Source organism: Halobacillus sp. B29, assembly GCF_052246755.1.
GTDB lineage: Bacteria > Bacillota > Bacilli > Bacillales > Halobacillaceae > Halobacillus > Halobacillus halophilus.
The window spans coordinates 143,974-164,508 of the sequence record NZ_JBQQCM010000006.1; the positions used below are offsets into that span (position 1 = coordinate 143,974).

Genomic DNA, 20,535 nt, shown 5'->3' on the forward strand with positions numbered 1-20,535 from the left:
GAGCGATCGAGGATGCAAGAAGAAGCGAACAATACTCAGTTAGTGATTATTACCGGAATGTCAGGGGCAGGGAAAACCGTGGCTGTTCAAAGCTTTGAAGATCTCGGTTTTTTTTGTGTGGACAACCTGCCGCCAGCCTTGCTTCCTAAATTTCTGGAACTGATGAAGGATTCTACAAATAACATTCAAAGTGTTGCACTAGTCATGGATTTAAGAGGTCGGGAATTTTTTGATTCTCTTTTTGATTCATTAGACCGGCTCGGTAAAGAAGACTGGATCCACGAGCAGATTTTATTTCTGGATGCTGAAGATCAAGCGCTCGTCTCACGCTATAAAGAGACCCGTCGATCTCATCCTTTAGCGAAAGAAGGACTTCCACTGGAAGGGATTCGTAAAGAACGTGAAATGCTTGATGAGTTACGCGGACGTGCACAAACTTTAATTGATACGACTTCTCTAAAACCAAAAGAACTTCGTGAACGCATTGTGGAAAGCTATCGCCAGCGTGAGCAACAGGTATTTTCTGTCCAAATGGTCTCATTCGGCTTTAAATATGGTGTGCCGATTGATGCCGATCTGATGTTTGACGTTCGTTTTCTGCCTAATCCCCACTACGTAGAACACATGCGGCCGCTTACTGGTCTTACTACAGAAGTTTCTTCATATGTTTTCAAGTGGTCAGATACGCAGAAGTTCCTCGAGAAGCTTAAAGATTTACTACAATTTATGCTTCCGCAATATAAACGGGAAGGTAAAAGCCAGTTGGTTATAGCCATAGGCTGTACGGGCGGTCAGCACCGTTCTGTGGCACTGGCAGAATATTTATCAGAGTATTTCTCTAATGATTACGTTACACACGTGACCCATAGAGATATTGATAAAAGGAAGGGTTTGTAGAGGATGGATCATACAGCCACACCCCGAGTCGTGGTTATAGGCGGAGGCACAGGCCTTCCTGTACTTCTTCGGGGACTTAAAAATCTGCCTATTGACTTATCTGCCATTGTAACCGTAGCAGATGATGGAGGCAGCTCGGGAAAACTTCGTAACGAAATGGCTATACCGGCACCGGGAGATATTCGAAATGTAGTTGCTGCCTTATCAGATGCTGAGCCGATGCTTCTGGATCTTTTCCAGCACCGTTTTGCAGATGGAAACGGGTTGTCTGGTCATTCCATGGGTAATTTGCTTCTTGCTGCTCTTGCATCCATGACAGGAGATTTTTATCAGGGAATTAAAGAAATTTCTCGTGTTTTAAACGTAAGAGGCCACATTTATCCAATTGCGAATCACTCCATGAATTTACATGCAGAAATGGAAGACGGCACCATTGTTACAGGAGAATCGAGCATTCCTAGACAACAGAAAAAAATTAAAAAGGTGTTTGTAAGTCCTACACCTGTTCAGCCACTTCCGGAAGCTGTTCGTGCAATTAAGGAAGCGGATTTAATTGTGATCGCACCTGGGAGCCTATATACAAGTATTCTTCCTAATATTATTATTCCTGAAATTGGTCAGGCTTTAAGGGATACGAAAGCAAAAGTTACGTATGTCTGTAATGTTATGACCCAAGAAGGGGAAACCTCAGGATACACCGCTGGAGACCACTTGAAGGCGTTATTTGATCACATTGGTCAAGACGTCATTAACTCAATCGTGGTTCACAATCAGCCGATTGAACAAAAAGTAAAGAAAGCCTACGCGAAAGAAAATGCTGAACCGGTTATTTATGACATAGAGCGTATTAAGTCCATGGGAATTGAAGTAGTGGAAGAAGATATTATAGATGAAAGTCAAGCCATGTTGCGGCATGATACAGATAAGCTTACTCAATTATTGCATTCGATGCTTTAACGGAGGGGCTTTCTGCCAGAGGGAGGTGTCCAGCTGTGTCATTTGCATCAGAGATAAAAAAAGAACTGACCAACGTAGAAGCAGATGCTTGCTGTATGGAATCAGAATTAGCGGCATTAATTAGAATGAACGGGACTTTTTCTTTTTCCAACCGTCATTATATATTGGATATCCAAACGGAAAATGCAGCCATAGCAAGAAGAACGTATATGTTAATAAAAAAATTGTACCCTTATCCAGTAGAATTGCTGGTTCGCAAAAAAATGCGCTTGAAAAAAAACAATGTGTACATTGTACGTCTTTCTGAAAAGGCTGAGCAGGTGCTGCATGACCTGGAAATCCTGAAAGGTCCACTGTCCATTAATCCGGAAATTCCCAAAAAGTATTTAAATGATACGTGCTGCAAGCGTGCCTACCTTAGAGGGGCATTTTTAGCAGGTGGTTCGGTCAATAATCCAGAAACCTCCTCCTATCACCTTGAAATTTATTCTTCTGATGAGGAACACAACGAAGCGTTGTGTCAGCTGATGAATAGTTTTGGTCTGCACGCTCGTACCTTAGTAAGAAAAAAAGGGTTTATTACGTATCTGAAAGAAGCCGATAAAATTACTGAACTAATTAGTAATATTGGAGCTCATCAAGCACTATTTAAATTCGAAGATGTACGGATCGTTAGAGATATGAGGAATTCTGTCAATCGTCTAGTGAATTGTGAAACAGCTAATTTAAATAAAACGATAGGAGCGGCATTCCGACAGGTAGAGAATATTAAATTTATTAAGCGCACCGTCGGTCTGGAAGCTTTACCCGACAAGCTTCAGGAAATTGCCTCTTTGCGTTTACAACATCAGGATGTTTCTTTAAAAGAACTTGGGGAATATGTTTCAGGAGCCGCGATAAGTAAATCTGGCATCAACCACCGGTTGCGTAAAATAGATGAATTTGCTGAAAAAGTTCGAAGAGGAGAAGTCACAGAAAACACAAGAAATTAATGTTTCTCCACTTTAATTCATGCTATAATGAACTATAATTAAAAACGCTTTCATTGATCGGGAGCGTTTTCTTTCGGTTTTTATGAATGCGTTTTCGGTGGTGGAATAAGAGAGTAAAGGAGGAGAGAATTCATTGATAGAACGGAATATTAAGATTGAACTGGAAACAGGGTTACAGGCAAGGCCGGCCGCTCAATTTGTTCAACATGCTAATCGCTTCAGCAGTGATATATTTATTGAGAAAGAAAACAAGCGGGTAAATGCCAAAAGCATTATGGGTCTAATGAGTCTTGCAGTGGGAACGGGTGAAAGTATTAAATTGATTGCAGATGGTTCTGATGAGGAAACTGCAATGGAACAACTTCACGAATTTGTGAAGGAAAAGTAAACCTGTATTTGTGAAAGAATGAACTTAAAAATTTAAATAAGCTCATAAAAAAATCCGCTGTGTATTTTACACAGCGGATAATTATTAGATTAAGATTTCTCCATTACTTTGTCGATCAATCCATAATCTACAGCTTCGTGGGCAGACATGAAGTTATCACGATCAGTATCACGTTCGATCACTTCATAAGGCTGACCTGTACGTTCTGAAAGAATTTTGTTCAATTTCTCGCGCATTTTAATAATACGTTTAGCATGAATTTCAATATCAGAAGCCTGACCTTGTGTGCCGCCTAGAGGCTGGTGGATCATAACCTCACTATTTGGAAGGGCATAACGCTTGCCTGGTTCACCAGCGTTTAGCAGGAAAGCACCCATTGAAGCTGCCATACCTGTGCAGATGGTAGACACGTTTGGTTTGATAAACTGCATCGTATCATAAATAGCCATACCGGATGTGATAGAACCACCAGGTGAATTAATATATAGTGAAATATCTTTGTCCGGATCGTCAGCAGCCAAGAATAGCAATTGAGCTACAATGGAGTTGGAAATGTTATCGTCGATCGGGCTGCCAAGCATAATAATCCGGTCTTTCAATAGACGGGAGTATATGTCGTAAGCACGCTCTCCTCGGTTTGTTTGTTCAATAACTGTAGGTACTAAGTTCATTGTGATTTCCTCCTTATCATCACTAGTTATGATGGAATACATTTATCATACAATTAAGGTCAATAAAGGTCAAACAAAAACGATCGACCTTTTTCGTAGAATTCCTTATACCATCATTCCCTAAAAAATTTTGGATAAACGTAGAGTGTATGGTTTTTATTACTAATAGAAGATGTTTTTTATAAATACATGCTCAGTTAAACGGAAGTATATATTTTTTAAGCTTTGCTAAAGTTTTTTGTTGATTATTCATAAGAGGCTTATTACGTTATTACGCAAAAGCCCGATTAGTTTAAGACTGTGGTTAACAGAAGTTGGTGGTGAAAGTGATATAGCGAAACGAACTTAGGGGAAATCATTTCATATGGCTCATCTTCACTATACCTCATCAGCAGGGGTTTTATTGAATGATTGTAGGACTTGTATAATAGAAATTGCACGAAGCCTTTTATGGTGGAGTTGAAATAACTTAGCAGCTTCTTTAAATTATCACCTTAGTAGATCGGGCTGATTGCAAGTCTTGACTTGATTTATAAGTTGCTGTAGTCACATAATAAAAAACCCTTGCAATATTCATCTGTTCTTCATATAATATAAATTGCATGTCGATTTGCGCCCGTAGCTCAGTTGGATAGAGCGGTAGATTCCGGTTCTACGTCTGTCGGAGGTTCGAATCCTCTCGGGCGCGCTACTATAATGAAACAGTTATACACAGAACACGCTTTTCTTTCGGGAAAGCGTGTTTTGTGTTGTGAGTGTTTTTTGTTATGTTGATATAATAGTAACGTTTGGCAAGTTTTAAGAGCTGATAACTTTAACAATTGTGAAACAAATATATGCGGAGGTCCGTAAGTTGATTGTTATGTCAATGTAATTCTTTTATTTTGTATTCTGTGTTATTATTATTTCATGTAGTTGCCGTTTCTTGACGCTTTTGCCAAAGAAAAGGGGTATTTATGACAAAATTAATCCGTTATAAAATGTTGTCGACTGAGCAAATTTCTGAGGACAGACGGATTCACGTGTTCGATATGCAGCAGCAGCAAAAACTATCTTTTAATTATGAGTCGTTGAAGCGAACACCTAAGAATAATGCCTACGAAGAATTAACCGAGTTTTTACAGAAGAGAAAATTGAAAATAGATAATGGCGTTTATGATAATGAAGAGCATGCATCCTGATTAGTGCATGCTCTTTATTTATGTATAATAAGTGGGATAACATAATAAGATGAGCCAAAAAGGAGGAGAACTGTGAATAAAATAATCCTATATTCAAAGCAAAGGTGTCCGCTTTGTGAAGAGATCAGCAGTTTAGTTGAACTGTTCTCCGGGGAATATCAAATTGTAGTGCAAGAAATTGATATTGAGCAAAATGATGAATTGATGAGAAAGTATTTATTCGAAGTTCCTGTACTTGAAGTTAATGGAGATGAATTAGACTATCGCTCTATTACCTATACAGCTATAGAAGAACGCTTACATTAAAAATTCACTCACTTCTGCTTGCGCCTTCACATTCTCACTGTTAATATTACAAGTGAAAGAGATGTTTTTTGCTCCACGCGGGACATAATATGACTACCCGGGACGTTATCCGGCCCAATCGATGGTTTTTAACATAAGGAGCTTTTCCATGCGAGACTTAATTGACTTACAAAAAAAACTTTTTCCCGAAGTGGTTGATGTAATGCAGCAGCGCTATAAACTTTTGTATTACATCCAGATCATGCAGCCTGTGGGACGTCGCGCTCTAGCGGAAAACGTAGAGTTAGCAGAGCGTACTGTTCGCAGTGAAGTGGACTTCTTAAACAAGCAAGGCTCTGTAGAGATTACCTCCCGCGGAATGCATTTGACCTATGAAGGTCAAAACATTCTGGAGCAATTAGCTGAATTCATTAAAGAAGTTACAGGGATAAAGGTTTTAGAAAAGCAATTAAAGGATAAATTAAACCTAGACTATGCTGTGGTTGTTCCTGGTGATAGTGATAACCTCGACTGGGTGAAAAGTGAAATGGGAAAAGCTTGCGTCAATTATTTAAAAGACCAGCTGATCCCCTGCCAAACCATCGGCATTACTGGTGGTACGACTATGGCGGCAGTAGCTGAAATGATGACACCTTTTCAAGATGCAGATAAATGTCTCTACGTACCTGCACGCGGAGGTCTTGGGGAAAGAGTAGAAAATCAGGCGAATACCATTTGCGCTGAAATGGCTAAAAAAGCCAAAGGGAATTATCGCTTACTTTATGTACCTGATCCTTTAAGTGAAGATTCTTATAAGACCATTATTGAAGAACCCTCTATCAAGGAAGTACTCGAGATTATCCGAAAAGCAGGAATTATTATCCACGGTGTAGGGGATGCTGTAATGATGGCTGAAAGAAGGAAAACTTCTGCAGAACAATTGCGCCTCATTAAAAGTCGCGAAGCCGTGGGAGAAGCCTTTGGTTATTACTTTAATCAAAAAGGTGAAATCGTTCATAAAGTTAGAACGGTTGGGCTTCAGTTAGAAGATCTAAAGCATGCAGAGCATGTGATTGCCGTAGCTGGAGGGCGTTCAAAAGCCCAGGCTATTGCTTCCTATTTTAAGCCGGGACAGAGTAATGTTCTTATCACCGATGAAGGTGCGGCGAAAGAGTTAATAAGGGGAATTTCCCTTTAAATATATTATGCATAGAATCCAAGGAGGAATTTTACATGACTGTAAGAATTGGTATTAACGGTTTTGGCCGTATTGGACGTAACGTTTATCGTGCTGCTTTGAAAAATGAAAGCGTAGAAGTAGTAGCAGTGAACGACTTGACAGATGCTAACATGCTTGCGCACCTGCTTCAGTATGACACGGTTCATGGTACTCTTGATGAAGAAGTTACAACAAACGGGGATAACCTCATCGTTGGCGGTAAAGAAGTTAAAGTTCTTTCCGAAAAAGATCCAGCTCAGCTTGGATGGGGCGACCTTGGTGTAGATGTGGTAATCGAATCTACAGGCCGTTTCACTCAGCGTGACGATGCTAAAAAACACTTGGATGCAGGCGCTAAGAAAGTAATCATTTCCGCACCGGCAAAACAAGAAGACCTTACAGTAGTAATGGGTGTTAACGAAGATCAATATGACAAAGATTCTCACCATGTCATTTCTAATGCTTCCTGCACAACAAACTGCCTGGCACCATATGCAAAAGTACTGGATCAAAAATTCGGTCTTAAACGCGGTATGATGACGACTGTTCACTCTTACACGAATGATCAGCAAATTCTTGACCTGCCTCATAAAGACTATCGCCGTGCCCGTGCAGCAGCTCAAAATATTATTCCAACAACTACAGGTGCTGCTCAAGCTGTAGCGAAAGTTCTTCCACAGCTTGATGGTAAGCTAAGTGGTATGGCTATGCGTGTACCGACAGCTAACGTATCAATCGTTGACTTCGTTGCAGAACTTGAAAAAGACGTAACAGTTGAAGAAGTAAACGAAGCTCTTAAAGCAGAAGCTGAAGGCGAGCTTAAAGGCATCCTAGGCTATAGTGACGAGCCTCTTGTTTCCTCTGACTATAATGGAAACACGAACTCTTCTGTAATTGATGGTTTGTCCACTCTTGCTCTTGAAAACAATATGGTTAAAGTTGTTTCTTGGTATGACAACGAATTCGGTTATTCCAATCGTTGTGTAGACTTGGCTGTTTATCTTAAAAACCAAGGCTTGTAAGAAGAAACAGATACTGAATAGTATTAAGAATTAGTAAAGGAGGGGGTCTCATGTCCTCCTCCTTTATCCATGTTTTCAGAGATTTTGCTCCTCTCGCGTTTTCACTGGAAACTGAAGTGGAAACGTACATAGAGGCAGGTTAATCTACCCTGACTACAAACCAAGGAGGTTGTCATTTCATGAATAAGCAAACCATTCGTGATGTAGAGGTAAACGGAAAAACTGTATTTTGCCGTGTGGACTTTAATGTTCCTATGAGCGGGGAAGAAGTTACAGATGATACTAGAATTAAAGCGGCTCTTCCAACCATTAAGCATTTGTCTGGGAATGGAGCTAAAGTTATTCTCGCCAGTCACCTTGGTCGACCAAAAGGCGAAGTCGTGAAAGAGCTTCGTTTAGATCCCGTTGCGAAACGTCTAAGTGATCTGCTCGGACAAACCGTCACGAAAACAGACCAGGTACATGGTGAAGAAGTAAATAAAGCCATTTCTGAAATGGATAACGGCGAAGTTCTTCTAATTGAAAACGTACGCTTCCATCCTGGCGAGGAGAAAAATGATGCTGAATTATCAAAAGCATTCGCTGACATGGCAGACCTTTATGTAAATGATGCCTTCGGGGCTGCTCACCGTGCTCATTCATCGACAGCTGGTGTAGCTGAGCATCTGCCTGCAGTAGCTGGTTTTCTAATGGAAAAAGAAATTAATGTGCTGGGACAAGCACTTTCCGATCCAGATCGCCCGTTTACAGCTATAATTGGCGGGGCTAAAGTAAAAGATAAGATTGGTGTAATCGACAACTTGATTGATAAAGTGGATCATTTAATTATCGGTGGCGGACTTGCTTATACCTTTGTAAAAGCTCAAGGTTACGAGATCGGTAAATCTTTATTAGAGGAAGATAAGATCGATACAGCGAAAGAGTATATGAAGAAAGCTGAAGAAAAAGGTGTAGATTTCCTTATGCCTGAGGATGTGGTGGTTGCAGATGACTTTTCCGATTCAGCGAACACCGAAATAGTATCCATTGACAATATCCCGGCTGACTGGGAAGCTCTAGACATTGGTCCTAAAACAAGAGAGAAATATGCTGAAGTCATCAAAGATTCTAAACTGGTGATTTGGAACGGGCCGATGGGCGTATTTGAACTTGAAACGTTCGCGAATGGAACAAAAGCTGTAGCGAATGCTCTGTCTGAAACCAAAGGTTACACGGTTATCGGTGGTGGAGATTCTGCAGCAGCGGTAGAGAAATTCGGTTATGCAGATGATATGGATCATGTGTCAACTGGAGGGGGAGCTTCCCTTGAGTTTATGGAAGGCAAAGAGCTTCCAGGTGTCGCATTGCTAAACGATAAATAAAGGAGAGGTGAAGAAGACATGCGTAAACAAGTGATTGCAGGAAATTGGAAAATGAACAAAACACACCGCGAAGCGGAAGATTTTATTCAAACGACAAAGAATGAAGTCCCATCTTCTGATAAAGTAGAATCTGTTGTATGTGCCCCTTTCCCGTTTCTTCAGAAATTAGTAGAAGAAACTGAAGGGACCAGTTTGAAGATTGGTGCTCAGAATATGCACTTTGAAGAAAGTGGTGCATTCACAGGGGAAGTAAGCCCGGTAATGCTTAAAGAACTTGGTGTAACGTATGTAGTTCTAGGCCACTCTGAGCGTCGTGAAGTATTTAAAGAAACAGATGAGGATATAAACAAGAAAGTTCACGCTGCGTTTAAACATGGACTTACTCCCATTATCTGTGTAGGGGAAACACTTGATCAGCGTGAAGCAGATCAAACGATGAATCATGTAGAAGCCCAAGTGAAAAAAGCTCTTGAAGGACTTACAAATGAGCAATGTGCCGATGTCATTATCGCTTATGAGCCGATCTGGGCTATTGGTACAGGTCGTACGGCTACTGCAGAACAAGCTAATGAAGTGTGCGCTCACATTCGTGAAACGGTCAGCAACTATGTAAATGCAGATGCTGCTGATGCCGTTCGTATTCAATATGGCGGCAGTGTAAAACCGGCTAATGTTGATGAAATGCTTTCCCAGTCTGATATTGACGGAGCGCTAGTTGGAGGGGCGAGCCTTGAGGCTGACTCTTTCTTAAAACTTGTGGAGGCAGGTAAACATGAGTAATCATGATTTAGCAGCTTTAATCATTCTTGACGGGTACGCCCTGCGGGATGAAGAAAAAGGCAACGCAGTTAAACAAGCGAATACCCCTAATTTTGACCGCTACTGGAACCAGTTTCCTCACGCTCAGCTAATTGCTTCCGGGGAAGCTGTTGGTCTTCCAGAAGGACAAATGGGGAATTCAGAAGTCGGCCACCTGAACATCGGGGCTGGACGCGTGGTTTATCAAAGTCTTACTCGTATCAACCTTTCCATTCGCGAGGGTGAGTTTTACGAGAATGAAGTTTTACTAGACGCAGTAAGAAACGCTAAAGCAAAAAATAAAGCCCTTCATATTTTCGGGTTATTATCGGATGGCGGTATTCACAGCCACATTGACCACATGTTCGCAACACTTGATTTAGCTAAAAATGAAGGCCTTGAAGAGGTTTATATTCATGCTTTTCTTGATGGACGCGATGTGGGACAGCAATCAGCCAAGACCTATATTCAACAAACGTTGGATAAGGTAGAAGAAATCGGTGTCGGTAAGCTGGCGACGATTTCAGGGCGCTATTACGCCATGGACCGTGATAACCGCTGGGAACGAGTGAAGCTGGCATATGATGCTATTGCTTATGGAGAAGGTCATAAGTATGAGGATCCTCTTCAGGCAGTAGAAGACTCCTATCAGAAAGAAGTCTATGATGAATTTGTTGAACCAGTCGTGCTAACAGATGAGAACGGTGAGGCTCAAGGTACAGTGAACGATGAAGATTCCATTATATTCTTTAACTTCCGTCCTGACCGTGCAATTCAACTATCTAGAACTTTCGCTAATGATGACTTCGATGGTTATGAAAGAGGCGACGATGCTCCAAAAAACACGTATTTTGTCGGAATGACCCAATACAGCGATGCAGTTAACAGCAAAATTGCTTTCCCACCAAAGGATCTGAAAAACACTGTTGGGGAAGTACTAGCAAACAATAATAAGAAACAACTGCGCATTGCTGAAACAGAAAAGTATCCGCACGTAACCTTCTTTATGAGCGGTGGCCGTGAAGATGAATTTGATGGAGAAGAACGTATCCTCATTGATTCACCAAAAGTAGCGACATATGATCTGCAACCGGAGATGAGTGCCTATGAGGTTACGGATTCTCTTTTAGGCGAGTTAGATGCTGATAAACACAATGCGATTATCCTGAACTTTGCGAATCCGGACATGGTTGGGCACTCCGGCATGCTTGAGCCGACCATTAAAGCTATAGAAGCTGTGGATGAGTGTTTAGGAAAGATTGTTGACAAGATTCATGAAAAAGGCGGACATGCCATTATTACAGCAGACCATGGAAATTCGGATGAAGTTACAACTCCGGATGGAGATGCCATGACTGCACACACGACTAACCCAGTACCTGTCATTGTTACAAAAGAAGGTGCTGAGCTTCGCACAGAAGGAGTGTTGGGAGATTTGTCTCCAACCCTTCTGGAGTTATTAAACATTGAACAGCCTGAAGAAATGACAGGTCAGTCATTAATTAAAAAATAAGGGAGAGAATTTAAATGCCATTTATTACAGACGTTTACGCACGTGAAGTATTAGACTCTCGCGGTAATCCAACTGTTGAAGTTGAAATTTATACAGAATCCGGCGCATTTGGTACGGCACTTGTACCAAGCGGAGCTTCTACTGGTGAATATGAAGCTGTAGAACTTCGTGACGGTGACAAAGATCGTTATCTTGGAAAAGGTGTAGAAAAAGCAGTGGAGAACGTGAACGAGAAAATTGCTCCTAACCTGCTTGGTATGGACGTTACTCAACAAGTGATTATTGATCAAATGATGATCGAGCTTGATGGTACTGAAAATAAGGGAGAACTAGGTGCCAATGCTATTCTTGGTGTATCCATGGCTGTAGCTCATGCAGCAGCTGACGTAGTAGGTCTTCCACTATACAAATATCTTGGAGGCTTCACTGCCAACACACTTCCAACTCCAATGATGAACATCCTAAACGGTGGAGAGCATGCAGATAACAACGTAGATATTCAAGAATTTATGATCATGCCTGTTGGTGCTCCGACTTTTAAAGAAGCTCTTCGCATGGGTGCAGAGATCTTCCACTCTCTTAAGAAGGTGCTTAAGAACAAAGGCTATAATACGGGTGTTGGTGATGAAGGCGGGTTTGCTCCAAGCCTTAAATCCAATGAAGAAGCCCTTTCCACTATTATTGAAGCGATTGAAGAAGCAGGATACAAACCTGATTCAGAAGTTAAGCTTGCGATGGACGTAGCGTCCTCTGAAATTTATGAAGATGGTAAGTACAATTTGAAAGGCGAAGGCGTTGAACGTACTTCTGAAGAAATGGTTGACTGGTATGAAGAGCTTGTAAACAAATACCCAATCGTATCCATTGAAGATGGATTGGACGAAAACGACTGGGAAGGAACCAAACTGCTTACCGATCGAATTGGCGACCGTGTACAGCTGGTAGGTGACGACTTGTTTGTTACAAACACTGAGAAACTTGGACGTGCCATTGAACAGGGTGTAGGAAATTCCATCCTTATTAAAGTGAACCAAATCGGAACACTCACGGAAACGTTCCAGGCGATTGAAATGGCCAAGCGCGCAGGCTATACAGCTGTTATTTCCCACCGTTCTGGCGAAACCGAAGATGCCACAATTGCTGATATTGCCGTAGCTACAAACGCTGGGCAAATCAAGACAGGTGCACCTTCCCGTACAGACCGTGTAGCGAAATATAATCAGCTTCTTCGTATTGAAGACCAGCTGTTTGGAACTGCTGAGTACGCAGGTGGAAAAGCATTCTACAACTTAAATAAATAATATTAGCTCAAGCCTCTCTGATTATTCAGAGAGGCTTTTTTCTATGATATGATGGATAATAGTCAGCAAAGAGTAGGAGAGCTTAAACGATGCGACGAATTTTAAAAATAATTTCAATTCTTATAGTAGTTTACGCACTGTATACAGGCTACAGCTTATGGACTTATGGGGAAGAGGAGAATATACCCGATGCAGATGCTGCCATAGTACTTGGTGCGGCTCAATGGAATGGAGAGCCCAGTCCTGTCTTCAAAGGACGGTTAAAACAAGCACTTGAACTATATAAGGAGGACAAGGTGGACTATCTTATATTTACCGGCGGCGGGAGTCAAGAGGCTGCCTCTTCAGAAGCTGAAGTAGGTAAAGAATATGCAGTCAGAAATGGAATACCAAATGAAGCGATTTTAATTGAAAAACATTCTCTTGTAACGGAAGAAAATTTAATCAATGCAAAGAAAGTAGCTGCTCGTAAAGGAATTGACTCTTATCTACTAGTAAGTGATCAATTTCATCTTAAAAGAGCCGCAGGAGAGGCTGAAAACCAAGGGATGGATGTAACAGGTGTCCCGACACAATATTCGGCCTATGAGACGCTGAAAACGAAAATACCGTTCTTTTTAAGAGAGTGGGCATATTTGATGGTATATCAAATTACAAGTCTGTTTTCTTAAAAGAAGGCGCTATTTAATGTCTTAATTTTAAGAGTCCTAATGTTCCATAATTCTACATGAACAACGTTTCACACTGTTTAAAGAAGAGGAGGGATGGCATGGAGTTGGTAGAAGCTATTGAGAATCGGCGGTCCATTCACGATTTTAGACAAGAAGAAGTACCTGAAGGTTTGTTAAGAGAAATATTTACATCCGCTTCATGGGCGCCGACTCATCGTATGAAAGAGCCGTGGAATATTTATATGTTTCAGGAAGAAGGTAAAGAAGCATATGCTGATCTAGTTCTGCAAAGCTACACGAGAAAGGGTTTCTTTAATGGATACAGTGAGGAAAAATCCCAACGTATGAAGCAGGGTATTCATAATTTTCTCACGAATATACCCCATCACGCTTTAATTTTCATGGAAAAGGACGCAAATGAACACAAATACGAAGAAGATTATGCAGCCGTCTGCGCTTTTATCCAGAATGTTCAGTTGCTGGCATGGGAAAAAGGGATCGGAGGATTGTGGACCACTAGTCCGTACTTACATGATGCAGAATTCATAAAAGGTGTCGGCCTTAATCCAGTCTTACATAAATTGATAGGAGTCATTCAAATGGGCTATCCAGAAAAAGTACCAAAAGCTAAACCAAGGACCTCAATGGAAGACAAGTATAAGCTATTTAATTACAATTTCACAAATAGTTGATTTCTTATAAGAGCTTATTACGTTAAAGGGGCCGTTTACTTTAAGACTCAGTTTCGAGATATTTTATGGAGAAAGGGGCTCCAGGGAACAACTCGCTTTCCGCGGGCATGTGGTGAGCTTCCTCAGGCTTCGCCTTCCGGGATCTCACCAATCATGTTCATCCCGCAGGAGTCTTCGCCGTTCCCTTCCGCCCCTTTGCGATCATTGAGAGCTCAAAATTCTCTGCATAAACGCCTTTCAATGAACAAGGATCATCTATGATTCACACTGGTCTTTACGTGTGTTTAGCTGTAGAAGCCCTGTTATATAAGCATTGGAAGCAGATGTAGCATGGCTTCTATCTCCTATAGCAGGGTTCGTTCACAAGAAATGGCTGGGTTGGTGGGGAAATAGCGAGACTCCCGTGGGAGAAGGATCTAGGCAAGACCCCGCAAGGAGTGATAACGACTGAGGAGGCTTGCCAGTCCCCCCACAGGAAAGCGAGTTATTTCCCCACCAACCCTTCTCCATTTAGAGTAACGGACCCATTTATCTCGAAACTGAGTCTTACAGTAACGGGAGCTTTACTGTAAATTCAATATGGAGCTGGTACGGAGGTTACAAAAAAAGCTGACGCTTATTGATTGGCGTCAGCTTTTTTATCTTCTTCATCCTTGTGATGATTGAGATGTGGCTCCTCCGGAAGAGGATCTATGGTGTGTTCGTAATCATATCCCTTGGAGACTGCCGTTCCAAACATAGCCGCAATCCCAAGGACAATAGCTACACAAACGATCATAATAATCGTAAACGTCATTGCAAACACTTCTTTCTAAATATCATAAAAAGGGGCGTTTCTCCGTTTCACACGTTTAGTTTGCCACATTCCACATGTAATTACTACCTTGATTGTGTTTTTTCTTTAACAAAATCCACCACTTCATCAGATGTGCCTTTAGAAAGTAATTCGTCTTTATAAGAAATCCAATCTTTTTTAGACAGGGTTCTGATTTGCGTACGAGCTGGAAGAATGGAAGTAGCACTCATGCTGAATTCATCAAGTCCAAGACTTAAAAGAATTGGAATTGCGATTTCGTCTCCAGCCATTTCTCCGCACATTCCGGCCCATTTGCCTTCTGCATGAGCAGCTTCAATCACATTATTAATTAGATTAAGAATGGCAGGGTTGTAAGGCTGGTACAAATAGGATACTCGTTCATTCATTCGATCAGCAGCCATCGTGTATTGGATAAGGTCATTTGTTCCAATACTGAAGAAATCCACTTCTTTTGCAAATTGACGAGCGATGACAGCTGTGGCAGGGATTTCCACCATCATACCAACTTCAATGGTTTCAGAGACCTCTTTGCCTTCGTTAACTAATTTTTCTTTCTCTTCGTCAAGGATAGCTTTTGCCTGACGGAATTCTTCAAGCGTAGCAATCATTGGGAACATGATTTTTAAATTTCCGTGGACACTGGCACGCAAAAGAGCACGCAGTTGTACGCGGAAGATGTCATCACGTTCCAGGCACAAACGAATTGCGCGATAGCCAAGGAACGGGTTCATTTCATCAGGAAGATCCAAGTAATCAAGTTCCTTGTCTCCTCCGATGTCGAGTGTTCTTACAACTACCGGCTTATCGCCCATTTGTTTCAATACGGTAGAGTAGGAGTCATATTGCTCTTCTTCTGTTGGAAGCTGGCTTTTACCCATGTAAAGAAACTCGGTACGGTAAAGACCTACGCCTTCGCCGCCATTATTCAGTACACCGTCAACATCCTGAGGGGTACCAATATTAGCAGCAAGCTCTACATGATCTCCTTCAGAAGTCACTGTAGGCTCGTCTTTCAGCTTAGCCCATTCTTTCTTTTTTTGTTCAAAGTCTTCTTGTTTCTGCTTATAGTCATTAACTTGCTCTTCGGTAGGTTCGATAATCACATCGCCATTAATTCCATCAACAATAATCAGCGAATCTTTAGGTGCTTTAGAGGTAACATCTTTCGTACCGACAACTGCAGGAATTTCAAGAGAACGAGCCATGATTGCAGAATGAGAAGTACGTCCGCCGATATCCGTGGTAAACCCTTTAACATACTGTTTGTTCAACTGCGCAGTATCAGAAGGTGTAAGGTCGTCAGCCACAATAACCACTTCTTCGTTAATCAAAGCAGGGTCAGGGAACGTAACATTCAAGAGATGCGCCATAACACGTTTAGTAACATCATGGATGTCAGCAGCGCGTTCCCTCATATATTCATTATCCATGTTCTTAAACATGTCGATGAACATGTTGGCTGTTTCATCTAAACCAGCTTCAGCGTTCACATTCTCAGCTTTTATTTTATCTTCGATTGGTTTAATCAACTCTGGGTCTGAAAGTACAAGCAAATGAGCAGAGAAAATCTCAGCGTGCTCATCGCCCAAGGTATTTTTAGTATGTTCTTTAATTTTTTCAAGTTCTGACTTAGAAACATCTAGAGCATCATGCAGGCGTTTGATCTCTTGTTCCGGTTGCTCTATATCTTTTTTACTGTAAGAAAGGTCTGGAGCTTCCAGACGGTACACTTTCGCAATAGCGATACCGCTGGAAGCTGCAATTCCTTGAAGGTTAGTCATGGGTTATTCCCCCAGCCCTTCATTCTTCATTGTAGATGCCATGTGGTCTACAGCTTCTTGTTCGTCACTGCCCTCTGCAGTGATTTTAACTTCAGCGCCTGCTGGAATACCAAGACTCATAATCCCCATAATGGATTTTAAGTTAACAGCCTTTTCTTTGTAATGAAGATTGATTTCTGATTCATACTTGCCGGCATTTTGGACAAGTACTGTGGCAGGTCGTGCGTGTACACCGTCTGAGGATGTAATTTTAAATGTTTTCTCTACCATTTTAGTTCCTCCTTAAAAATGTATTAACTTTTCAGTACCCTAACTCTATCATTTTAAGCCTTTTGGAGGTCTTTTTTCAAGAATCCTACAATGATTGCACCCAAAATTGATCCTGCTGCAATAGCAACCAGATAAAGAAGGATTTGAGTAATTCCGCCTTCTACAAGAGGAGCTACAATTACGCCGCCATGAGGAGCGCGAAGACCAATACCAAACAACATCGTCAGCATACCAGCTAAAGCACTTCCGGCAACCATAGACGGAATCACACGTGCAGGGTCTGCCGCTGCGAATGGAATAGCTCCTTCTGTGATAAAGAACGCTCCCAGCGGGTAAGCTGCTTTTCCAGTTTCGCGTTCCTGTTTTGTAAATTTATTTTTAAAGAAAGTAGTAGCAAGTCCCATTGCTAGTGGCGGAACCATTCCACCGGCCATAGCTGCAGCAATGAAAGTAAAATTATTTGCTTCAAGTGCAGCGATCCCGAACGTATAAGCTGCTTTGTTGACTGGACCGCCCATATCGACAGCCATCATACCTCCTACAATAATTCCGAGCAGAGCTAAGTTGGTTCCGCTCATACTATCAAGAAGATCAAACAACCAAGTATAAACACTTGTTAGAGCCGGGTTGATCAGTAGCATGATCATCCCTGTTGCAAAAATAGCTAGTACCGGATAAAAGAGTACGGTTTTCAAACCATCTAAAACAGCAGGTAGTCCTTCGAGAAGCTTCTTAATAAGTAAAGTTAAATAACCTGCTAAGAAACCGGCGATTAAGCCGCCTAAGAAACCAGACCCATTTCCTGCACCTTCAGCGGAAGTTTGCGTAATCGCAATTAAACCACCGACCATACCAGGAGCAAAACCTGGACGATCTGCAATACTAGAAGCAATGAAACCAGCGAGTACCGGTACAAGCAGGAAGAAGGCATTTCCGCCGCCAATAGTACTCAGCATTTGAGCAAATTCGTTTTCGGATTCAATTCCCCAGAAGAAGGAAATGGCAATTAAAATACCACCTCCGACAACAAACGGGAGCATGTTGGAAACACCATTCATTAAGTGTTTATAAATTCCAGAGCGCTGTCCTTTCTCCTCTGAATCCTCGGATTGGTTTTTTCCACCGCCCTGATAAATAGGAGCATCTTTGTTAACCGCTTTATTAATTAATTCTTTTGGTTCGTGAATGGCTTTAGCTACTGGTACTTCAATAACAGGTTTTCCATGGAAGTGTTCCATTTCAACTTTTGTATCAGCAGCTACGATGATTGCATCAGCTTCGGCGATATCTTCTTTGGTAAGACGGTTTTTAACGCCACCGGAACCATTAGTCTGCACTTTAATATTTACGCCCATTTCCTTTGCAGTTGCTTTCAATTTATCAGCTGCCATATAGGTGTGTGCAATTCCTGTTGGGCATGCGGTAACCGCTAAAATTTTTCCAGCGGAAGTACTTTCTTCAGCTTCCTCGTCGCCATCTTCTTCAGCTTCTTTTGCGTTAATGGCTTCTATCACTTCGTCTTCCGTTTTCGCTTGCTCCAACTTAGATCGAAAATTAGTATCCATTAAAAATGAAGATAGACGTGATAATGTTTCCAGGTGAGCATTATTGGCCCCTTCAGAAGCAGCAATCATAAAGAATAAATTGGTGGGCTGCCCGTCAAGGGATTCGTAATCCAATCCTTCTTGAGATCGTCCAAATGCGATAGCTGGGTCTTTTACAGAGCCAGTTTTTGCATGGGGGATGGCGATGCCTTCTCCGATACCCGTGGTACTTTGATCTTCACGAGCCTGAATAGCCTGCTTAAACTCATCACGGTCATTTAACTTACCGGCTTTATCCAGCTTTCCAATGAGTTCATCGATCGCTTCCGGTTTAGAAGAAGCGGTCATGTTTAACAGAATTGTTTCTTTAGTCAATAATTCTGTGATTTTCATTAGGTTTCCCTCCTATATTTAATGAAGAAATCTTAACTTCTTCCAAAAGCTCCTCTACATCTTCAGCGGTGCATAAATCATCTTGAAAGGCAGTAGCACTACCGGAAGCAACACCAACACGGAAAGCCTCTTCTGTCGATTTTCCTTGTGCCATGGATGCAAGAAACCCGGAAACTACAGAGTCACCCGCGCCGACTGAATTTTTCAGCTGGCCTTTAGGAACGTTGGAGTAGAGCTGCTGGTCAGGACCTATATATACAGCACCATCTCCACCCATGGAGACAATCACGTGTTGAACACCTTGGTCTGCAAGCTTTTTACCATAATGCGCAGCCTTTTCCATAGAATCAATGCTTACGTTAAATAATTCACCCAATTCATGGTGGTTCGGTTTAAGCAAATAGATAGGGCGGCCGACCAGCTGCTTTAATGCTTTTCCAGAAGTATCGACAGCTAATTTAGTACGATTCTTACTGCACATATCGGCAATGGTTATATAAAAATCTTCTGGTAAAGAAGAAGGCACGCTCCCAGCAAGGATCAGTGTGTCCTCGCTAGTCAAAGTTCGTACCTGCTCGAGAAGTTCTTCCTGATGTTTAGATGATAATACGGGACCAGGACCATTGATCTCGGATTCTTGCTGACTTTTTAACTTTACATTCACCCTTGTATTTTGCTCGGTATCGATAAATTGATGATTAATTTCCTCTTTACTCAAAAAGTCTTTAACAAATTCACCTGTAAACCCGCCTGTAAAGCCCAGGGCAATCGTATTAACTCCTAGTCTTGCCATTACCCGGGAAACGTTAATACCTTTTCCACCAGGATAGTAAAACGTCTGGGTTGCACGGTTCAGCTCTCCAGGCTTGAATTCGTCCACATTCATTACATAATCAATGGACGGATTCAGTGTGCACGTATAAATCATGCGGTCACAACCTTTATATTAGTTTTTTCTTTGTAATTGTTTAAGTACAGTCCTTCATAATTTGTCAAAATGTAAGCCTCATCGAGATTGGCAAATTTTCCAAAGGATATTTCTTCAAACTTAGAATGGTCAGCTAAAACATAGCGTTCCTGAGATAAAGATAAAGCTGTGCTTTTAATAGCAGCTTCTTCAGGGTCTGGTGTAGAAAAACCTTCCCTTAAGGAAATACCGTTAGTCCCCATAAAGCACTGGTCAAATCGGTATTGTTGAAGGTTCTGCATGGCCACTGTGCCAATCACGGCTCTTGTCCGATGCTTTACATAACCGCCAACTACATAAGTTTTGATTTGATACTCAGTGAGTTTATCGAGTTGATCGAGCCCATTTGTGACTACTGTAATGTCCTTACCATATAAATAAGAAATCATTTCGTAGGTTGTGGAGCCTGCATCGAGAAAAATGCAATCACCGTCTCTGACGAGTGAAGCCGCATAGCTGGCAATAGCATTTTTTTCTTTATGGTACTTTGTGATTTTTTCCCCCATGCTTGGCTCGTCGCTCGCTGAAGCTCTTAGAGATGCCCCACCGTGGACTCTGCGAAGTAGACCTTCCTGCTCTAATTGATCTAAGTCACGGCGAATCGTGGATTCCGATGCTCCTGTTGATTGCACCAGATCTTTAATTTTCGCCGTATGATATTTTTTGACGGTTTCCAAAATGATCTGATGTCGTTCTGGAGTCAGCATAGGCACCTCTCCTTCCTTTATCTCAATACCTATAATAAAGAAAACCCTTACATAAATCAAGCAAAAACGTTCAAAAATTATCAAAATCAATCAATTTCTATAATAAAC

The 20,535-nt window shown here is 41.6% G+C and carries 21 protein-coding genes and 1 tRNA gene; 15 read left to right on the forward strand and 7 right to left on the reverse strand.

Annotated elements, in window-relative coordinates:
• Nucleotides 1-12 precede the first annotated feature (12 nt).
• From rapZ to ACTWP7_RS09720, 4 genes are all read left to right on the forward strand, one after another.
• Entirely contained in the window at nt 13-897 is an 885-nt protein-coding gene (gene rapZ, locus ACTWP7_RS09705; RefSeq protein ID WP_014644245.1) for an RNase adapter RapZ, read from the forward strand.
• Between the two features lie 3 nt (nt 898-900).
• Entirely contained in the window at nt 901-1,854 is a 954-nt protein-coding gene (locus ACTWP7_RS09710; RefSeq protein ID WP_443123025.1) for a gluconeogenesis factor YvcK family protein, read from the forward strand.
• Between the two features lie 35 nt (nt 1,855-1,889).
• Entirely contained in the window at nt 1,890-2,846 is a 957-nt protein-coding gene (gene whiA, locus ACTWP7_RS09715; protein WP_014644243.1) for a DNA-binding protein WhiA, read from the forward strand.
• 133 nt (nt 2,847-2,979) lie between these two features.
• Nucleotides 2,980-3,234 carry an HPr family phosphocarrier protein gene (locus tag ACTWP7_RS09720; protein ID WP_014644242.1) on the forward strand — a complete coding sequence of 85 codons (255 nt, stop codon included), beginning with the start codon at nt 2,980-2,982 and terminating at the stop codon, nt 3,232-3,234.
• A gap of 89 nt (nt 3,235-3,323) precedes the next feature.
• Here ACTWP7_RS09720 and clpP read toward each other — a convergent pair whose 3' ends face one another.
• On the reverse strand, nt 3,324-3,947 hold the full coding sequence (gene clpP / locus ACTWP7_RS09725; RefSeq protein WP_269448406.1) for an ATP-dependent Clp endopeptidase proteolytic subunit ClpP: 624 nt from the start codon (nt 3,945-3,947) through the stop codon (nt 3,324-3,326).
• Nucleotides 3,948-4,517: 570 nt separating this feature from the next.
• Between clpP and ACTWP7_RS09730 the strand changes: the two genes are divergently transcribed.
• The 11 genes from ACTWP7_RS09730 to ACTWP7_RS09780 all read left to right on the forward strand — a co-directional run bounded on the left by ACTWP7_RS09730 (nt 4,518) and on the right by ACTWP7_RS09780 (nt 13,948).
• Nucleotides 4,518-4,593, forward strand: a tRNA-Arg gene (locus ACTWP7_RS09730).
• Between the two features lie 268 nt (nt 4,594-4,861).
• The gene (locus tag ACTWP7_RS09735) at nt 4,862-5,086 is read left to right on the forward strand and encodes a hypothetical protein (protein ID WP_443123026.1); all 225 of its coding nucleotides are present in this window, start codon (nt 4,862-4,864) and stop codon (nt 5,084-5,086) included.
• A gap of 72 nt (nt 5,087-5,158) precedes the next feature.
• On the forward strand, nt 5,159-5,392 hold the full coding sequence (locus ACTWP7_RS09740) for a glutaredoxin family protein (RefSeq protein ID WP_443123027.1): 234 nt from the start codon (nt 5,159-5,161) through the stop codon (nt 5,390-5,392).
• A 148-nt stretch (nt 5,393-5,540) separates the two neighbouring features.
• On the forward strand, nt 5,541-6,569 hold the full coding sequence (locus ACTWP7_RS09745) for a sugar-binding transcriptional regulator (RefSeq protein WP_443123028.1): 1,029 nt from the start codon (nt 5,541-5,543) through the stop codon (nt 6,567-6,569).
• A gap of 35 nt (nt 6,570-6,604) precedes the next feature.
• Nucleotides 6,605-7,612 carry a type I glyceraldehyde-3-phosphate dehydrogenase gene (gene gap / locus ACTWP7_RS09750; protein ID WP_014644236.1) on the forward strand — a complete coding sequence of 336 codons (1,008 nt, stop codon included), beginning with the start codon at nt 6,605-6,607 and terminating at the stop codon, nt 7,610-7,612.
• A gap of 179 nt (nt 7,613-7,791) precedes the next feature.
• Nucleotides 7,792-8,973 (forward strand): phosphoglycerate kinase, encoded by a 1,182-nt coding sequence (locus ACTWP7_RS09755; protein WP_443123029.1) that lies wholly within the window; start codon nt 7,792-7,794, stop codon nt 8,971-8,973.
• 18 nt (nt 8,974-8,991) lie between these two features.
• On the forward strand, nt 8,992-9,753 hold the full coding sequence (gene tpiA / locus ACTWP7_RS09760) for a triose-phosphate isomerase (RefSeq protein ID WP_014644234.1): 762 nt from the start codon (nt 8,992-8,994) through the stop codon (nt 9,751-9,753).
• On the forward strand, nt 9,746-11,284 hold the full coding sequence (gene gpmI / locus ACTWP7_RS09765) for a 2,3-bisphosphoglycerate-independent phosphoglycerate mutase (RefSeq protein WP_443123030.1): 1,539 nt from the start codon (nt 9,746-9,748) through the stop codon (nt 11,282-11,284). The genes tpiA and gpmI overlap by 8 nt, the downstream gene beginning before the upstream one ends.
• Before the next feature lie 14 nt (nt 11,285-11,298).
• On the forward strand, nt 11,299-12,585 hold the full coding sequence (gene eno, locus ACTWP7_RS09770) for a phosphopyruvate hydratase (RefSeq protein ID WP_014644232.1): 1,287 nt from the start codon (nt 11,299-11,301) through the stop codon (nt 12,583-12,585).
• 89 nt (nt 12,586-12,674) lie between these two features.
• Nucleotides 12,675-13,256, forward strand: coding sequence for a YdcF family protein (locus tag ACTWP7_RS09775; protein ID WP_443123031.1), 582 nt, complete (start codon nt 12,675-12,677; stop codon nt 13,254-13,256).
• A gap of 98 nt (nt 13,257-13,354) precedes the next feature.
• The gene (locus ACTWP7_RS09780) at nt 13,355-13,948 is read left to right on the forward strand and encodes a nitroreductase family protein (protein ID WP_443123032.1); all 594 of its coding nucleotides are present in this window, start codon (nt 13,355-13,357) and stop codon (nt 13,946-13,948) included.
• Between the two features lie 616 nt (nt 13,949-14,564).
• Here the strand turns inward: ACTWP7_RS09780 and ytzI are convergent.
• From ytzI to ACTWP7_RS09810, 6 genes are all read right to left on the reverse strand, one after another.
• Nucleotides 14,565-14,744 carry a YtzI protein gene (ytzI, locus tag ACTWP7_RS09785; protein ID WP_443123033.1) on the reverse strand — a complete coding sequence of 60 codons (180 nt, stop codon included), beginning with the start codon at nt 14,742-14,744 and terminating at the stop codon, nt 14,565-14,567.
• 83 nt (nt 14,745-14,827) lie between these two features.
• Nucleotides 14,828-16,546: a phosphoenolpyruvate--protein phosphotransferase gene (ptsP, locus tag ACTWP7_RS09790; protein ID WP_443123034.1), complete on the reverse strand. Its 1,719-nt coding sequence runs from the start codon at nt 16,544-16,546 to the stop codon at nt 14,828-14,830.
• Nucleotides 16,547-16,549: 3 nt separating this feature from the next.
• A complete protein-coding gene (locus ACTWP7_RS09795; protein WP_014644227.1) occupies nt 16,550-16,816 on the reverse strand; it encodes a phosphocarrier protein HPr in 267 nt (88 codons plus the stop codon).
• A 53-nt stretch (nt 16,817-16,869) separates the two neighbouring features.
• Nucleotides 16,870-18,753: a PTS fructose transporter subunit IIABC gene (locus tag ACTWP7_RS09800; protein WP_443123035.1), complete on the reverse strand. Its 1,884-nt coding sequence runs from the start codon at nt 18,751-18,753 to the stop codon at nt 16,870-16,872.
• A complete protein-coding gene (pfkB, locus tag ACTWP7_RS09805; protein WP_443123036.1) occupies nt 18,728-19,681 on the reverse strand; it encodes a 1-phosphofructokinase in 954 nt (317 codons plus the stop codon). The genes ACTWP7_RS09800 and pfkB overlap by 26 nt, the downstream gene beginning before the upstream one ends.
• Nucleotides 19,678-20,427: a DeoR/GlpR family DNA-binding transcription regulator gene (locus ACTWP7_RS09810; RefSeq protein ID WP_443123100.1), complete on the reverse strand. Its 750-nt coding sequence runs from the start codon at nt 20,425-20,427 to the stop codon at nt 19,678-19,680. Before ACTWP7_RS09810 ends, pfkB begins: the two co-directional genes overlap by 4 nt.
• Nucleotides 20,428-20,535: the final 108 nt, after the last annotated feature.